This is a genomic window from Thermus sp. NMX2.A1, assembly GCF_000511705.1.
GTDB lineage: Bacteria > Deinococcota > Deinococci > Deinococcales > Thermaceae > Thermus > Thermus scotoductus.
Genome location: NZ_ATNI01000028.1, coordinates 1 through 4540, shown reverse-complemented (window position 1 = coordinate 4540; position 4540 = coordinate 1). Strand labels below are relative to the sequence as shown.

The window sequence follows — 4540 nt, the reverse complement described above, 5'->3', positions numbered from 1 at the left end:
ACTTTAAGGAACACCCCGAGACCAGCCTCTCGGCCTTGGTGCAGGAGGCCCTGCGGGCAAGGTTGCGCCGCAACCCAGCGGCCCTTTTGGAGCTGGCCGGGGTGGTGGAAAAGGCCAAAGGAAGCGCCCGGGAGAGAGCTGAAGATCGCCCTAACCGTCAAGAGCGATGACCCCGCACACCCTGGTTCTGGATGCGGGGCCCCTGATTGCCCTCTTCCACGCTGCCGATCCTGACCATGAAAGCGCGGTGCGTGGGTTCCGTGCCCTGGCCCGGGAGCATAGCCGCCTGATCACCCCTCTTCCGGTGGTCTACGAGGTGTATAAATGGCTTCTCTTTGAAGCAAACGCCCTGATAGCCCAGCAGGCGTTGGGACGGATGATGGAGGCGTTGGAGATCTTACCCCTGCGCCTGGATGACCTCGAGGCCATCCAGATCCTCCTCCTGGGGATGCAAGGGTGGAGGGGAACTTTAGAAGTACCGGGGGAGCGCGAGGGGGCTGTAATCCCCCCCAATTCATTGGGGGGATACACGGACCCCCTTGCAAACCCCTGGGGTTTGGTATTACCATAATGATGTGAAGAAAAAGGCATGGAAGTCCACGCCAAACGCCGTCTATGAGATCAATTACCATCTCGTCTGGTCAACCAAATACCGCAAGGAGGTGCTGGTACCGCCGATAGATAAGGAACTGAAGGAGATTCTCGTCCGGTCTGCCCAAGAGCGCGGGTACGAACTACTCGGACTGGAGGTGATGCCGGATCACGTGCACCTTTTCCTCTCCGCTCCCCCCGCCGTCAGTCCGGCGGTGATAGCTAAGGTTCTCAAGGGCGCAAGTGCCCGGCGGCTTTTCAAAGCGTTCCCCGATCTCAAGCAGCAGCTATGGGGTGGCCACCTTTGGAACCCCTCCTACTACGTCGGCACCGCTGGGCATGTCAGCTCAGAGACCATCAAGCGCTACATCCAGGAGCAAAAGACCGATGCCTCTCCTAACCCTTAAGGCGCAGGTTCACGCGGACCCCGAGACGGAACGCATCTTGCGTGACGCCATGTTTTGTGCCACCAAGGTCTACAACGGCCTCATGTGGCACCTGCGCCAGGAGCTGAAGGAGAAGGGCAAGGTGGACCTACGCCGGCCACCCTCAATCGGACCCTAAAGACGCTGCCACGAGCCAAGGGGTACTACTCCCTATCGGTACAGCTCACCCGGGATGAGGTCATCCAGGCCTATAGGTCTTTCTTCGCCCTGAAGAAAAATGGGAGGACGGAACATCATGCTCCTCGGTTCCGGCCCAAGTTTACCCTTTCCCCCCTCAAGTACGTCCAAAGCGGGTTCAAGCTGGAGGGGGACCGGTTGACCCTTTCCTTGGGCAAGGGTAGGGAGGACGGTGTCCGCCAAGTCAGCTTTCGGATTCACCACCGCCCCGGCGTGGAGTACGAACGGGTACGGGAGGTCTCCATCATCTACGACAAGGGGTCCGGGCAGTTTGAAGCCCGTCTGGTGGTGGAGGTCAAGGCCCGTGGGAACCACGGCCAAGGGCGGGTGGCGGTGGATCTGGGGGAAACCGTACTCCTGGCGGCCGCTTTTGAAGACGGGACGGTCCTTCTCTACTCTGGCCGTTTCATCAAGGCGGCCCGTCGGTACTGGCAGAAGGTGCGGGCAAGGGTGAAACCCCCATCCCAGGAGAATCCCCGCATGTCCCGTCGTTTCAGGCAGATTGCCCGCAAGGAAAGCCGACAGGTGGGGCACCTCCTTCACCTGGCTACCTCCCACTTCATCCGCGAGTGTGTCCAACGCGGGGTGAAGGAGATCGTCATCGGGAATCTCACGGGCATCCGGGAAGGGATGGATTACGGTCCCCGGGTAAACCAGCGCTTACACGCTTGGCCCTACCGCAAGATCCTTCACATGCTCCGGTACAAGGCGGCCCTTGTGGGGATCACCGTACGGAACGACGTGGAGGAGCGGGGTACCTCCCGCACTTGCCATGCTTGTGGCCAGGTGAGGAAGGCCAACCGGGTTCACCGGGGACTCTACCGTTGCTCCTGTGGGTGGACGGCCCAGGCGGATGTGAATGCTGCGCTCAATATCTACGAGCGGGCATTCCACGTATCTCCCGTGAAGGAGAGTAGTGGCCGAGTGGCGCGGCCCGTGGTCTTGTCATTCCGGTTGGGATGGCATACGGTCCGTCACGGGCGCAGCCCGTATCTTGGCGAACCGAAGCGCAAGGAGTGCTTGCGTGCATCCTAAGGGATGCCCCCGAATTCATTCGGGGGAGGACGTCACGAACCTGCAACTCCTCGGTGAGGCCGCGCGAGGGTTACCTGAGGACCACTCGGGGGGATATCTCTTTGCTGCCGTGTAAGTCGCAGAATATCTGCGGAGATCTCGTAGATTTTCCGCGAGGATCGGGTGTACAATCCTCCCATGTACCCCCGCTTTCTCACCCCCCGTCTCCTCGAGGCTCTCCAGGACACCCCCGTGGTTTTTCTGGCCGGGGCCAGGCAGGTGGGGAAGAGCACCCTGGTGCGCAGCCTGGGATACGGCCGCTACCTGACCCTGGACGACCCCCTGGTCTTGGCCTCTGCCCAGCACGACCCCCTGGGCTTCCTTCAGGCGCAGGAAGGCCCTCTGGTCCTGGACGAGGTACAACGGGCTCCCGGCCTTCTTCGGGCCATCAAGCTCCTGGTGGACGAGGACCGGCGGCCAGGTCGGTTCCTGCTCACGGGTTCCGCCAACGTCCTTGTCCTGCCCCAGGCCTCGGGGGAGCTGGTGGGCAGGATGGAGGTCCTCACCCTCTGGCCGCTTTCCCAAGGGGAGCTGGAGGGCAAGGAGGAGAAGTTTCTGGACCTCCTGTTCTCCCCCCGCTTTCCCTCCGCCGGACGGCTGGAGGCTGTGTCCCTGGAGGAGCGGGTGTTTAGAGGTGGGTTTCCCGAGGCCGTGACCCGGAAGGGAAGGCGGCGCCAGGCTTGGTTCGAGGCCTACCTGAAGGCCCTGTTGGAGCGGGACCTGCGGGACCTCTCCCGCATCCACCGGCTTCTGGAGGTGCCCAAGGTCCTGGGCCTTCTGGCCCTCAGGCTGGGAAGTCCCATGAACCAGTCCGAGGTGGCCCGGGGGGCAGGGCTTCCCCTTTCCACCCTTCGGGATTACCTGGCCCTCCTCGAGGCCCTCTTCCTGGTGGTGCGGGTTCCCGCCTGGACCCCGGGGGGTGAGGGCCGTCTGGTGAAGGCGCCCAAGCTCTATTTTGTGGACTCGGGCCTGGCGGCAAGCCTCTTACGCTACGGGGGCCTGGCCCTGGATCAGGCTTCCAGCTTCGGTCCCCTGCTGGAGAACTTCGTGGTGTTGGAGATCCTCAAGGGCCTGGGTTGGAGCCAGGTGGCCCCAAACCTGTACCACTTCCGCACCCACACGGGCCAGGAGGTGGACCTGGTCCTGGAGTGGGAGGGAAGGGTGGTGGGCCTCGAGGTCAAGGCGAGCCGCACCTTGGGGCTAAGAGACTTTTCAGGACTTAAGGCTCTGCGTTCCCTGGCCAAGGATCGCTTCCTAAGGGGTGTGGTCCTTTATGGGGGAGAGGAGATCCTGGCGGTGGAAAGGGACCTGTTAGCGGTTCCCATCCAGGCCCTGTGGCGGCTGACGCCTTAGAAGGGGCTTGGCCCGCATGCGGGCCAGTTCCCGCGCGGACGGCAGAGAGAATTCGGGCGCATTGCTCCGTGTCCTTAATCTGTTTGCCCTTCGCGCAACGCAACCCTAGGCGCCTGAAAGCATATACGAAAGGCCACGGGAACGCTCTTGGCCACCTCCTCCAAAAGCTCCAGGTTACGTAAGATGGCGTCCAGGCGCAGGGGATCCGTGAACACCGTTTCCCGCCCCAAGCCCTGCCGGTAACGAAGGGCCCTAGAGGCAAACTCCCGCATGTCAACAAGGTTTAACCGCCAATCACGCAACTTTTAGGGCCTCCCGCTCCACAAAAGGCTGCACTTCCGGCCGCAGGGTGTGCTCCATGACCAGGTCCACGGGTCTGCCTAGAAGGTCCTCGAGAAAGAGCTTCAGGCCCATGTAGCCCAGAAAGCCCGGGGGACGGGAAAAGCGCACCAAAAGGTCCACGTCGCTTCCCTCACCCGCTTCCCCTCGAGCCGAGGAGCCAAAGAGGTAGAGGGCCTCCACCCCAAAACGCTCCCTCAACTCTTCCCGGTAAGGCCCTATCCTGGCCTTGACTTCCTCGGGCCCCATGGCATTTCCATGGTACTACCTGGCCCCCAAGTCGGCCTGGAAAGAAGTCCCTAGCTCCACACTCTCGTAGATCTTCTCCAGGGAAAGCCCCACGCCCAGGCGGGCGACTCTCCACTTCTCCCTCCTCACGCCTACGGGCGCGTTACAGCTAGCCCTCCGGCCCCTGGAAATGGACCTCCAGCGAAGGCTGGAGGCCCTCCTGGCCGAAGCTTTGGGGGGCTTATCCTACGGGGCAACCTTGTACATTCTCAGGCCATCCCCACGTGCGTGGGGACTACTTGCCCTGCGCATCATCCCACCTCCTCCGATGC

5 protein-coding genes are annotated in these 4540 nt (G+C 62.3%); 4 read left to right on the top strand and 1 reads right to left on the bottom strand.

What is annotated here, in order from left to right; translation table 11 throughout:
- The first annotated feature begins 166 nt into the window (after window positions 1-166).
- The 4 genes from TNMX_RS02020 to TNMX_RS02005 all read left to right on the top strand — a co-directional run bounded on the left by TNMX_RS02020 (window position 167) and on the right by TNMX_RS02005 (window position 3641).
- The gene (locus TNMX_RS02020) at window positions 167-571 is read left to right on the top strand and encodes a type II toxin-antitoxin system VapC family toxin (protein WP_253269351.1); all 405 of its coding nucleotides are present in this window, start codon (window positions 167-169) and stop codon (window positions 569-571) included.
- Between the two features lie 4 nt (window positions 572-575).
- The gene (gene tnpA / locus TNMX_RS02015; RefSeq protein WP_038028968.1) at window positions 576-998 is read left to right on the top strand and encodes an IS200/IS605 family transposase; all 423 of its coding nucleotides are present in this window, start codon (window positions 576-578) and stop codon (window positions 996-998) included.
- Window positions 999-1082: 84 nt separating this feature from the next.
- Window positions 1083-2249, top strand: coding sequence for a transposase (locus tag TNMX_RS13205; protein WP_253269350.1), 1167 nt, complete (start codon window positions 1083-1085; stop codon window positions 2247-2249).
- Window positions 2250-2426: 177 nt separating this feature from the next.
- Window positions 2427-3641, top strand: coding sequence for an ATP-binding protein (locus TNMX_RS02005; protein WP_172640099.1), 1215 nt, complete (start codon window positions 2427-2429; stop codon window positions 3639-3641).
- A 294-nt stretch (window positions 3642-3935) separates the two neighbouring features.
- Here TNMX_RS02005 and TNMX_RS01995 read toward each other — a convergent pair whose 3' ends face one another.
- The gene (locus TNMX_RS01995; RefSeq protein WP_019551465.1) at window positions 3936-4229 is read right to left on the bottom strand and encodes a nucleotidyltransferase family protein; all 294 of its coding nucleotides are present in this window, start codon (window positions 4227-4229) and stop codon (window positions 3936-3938) included.
- Between the last annotated feature and the right edge of the window lie 311 nt (window positions 4230-4540).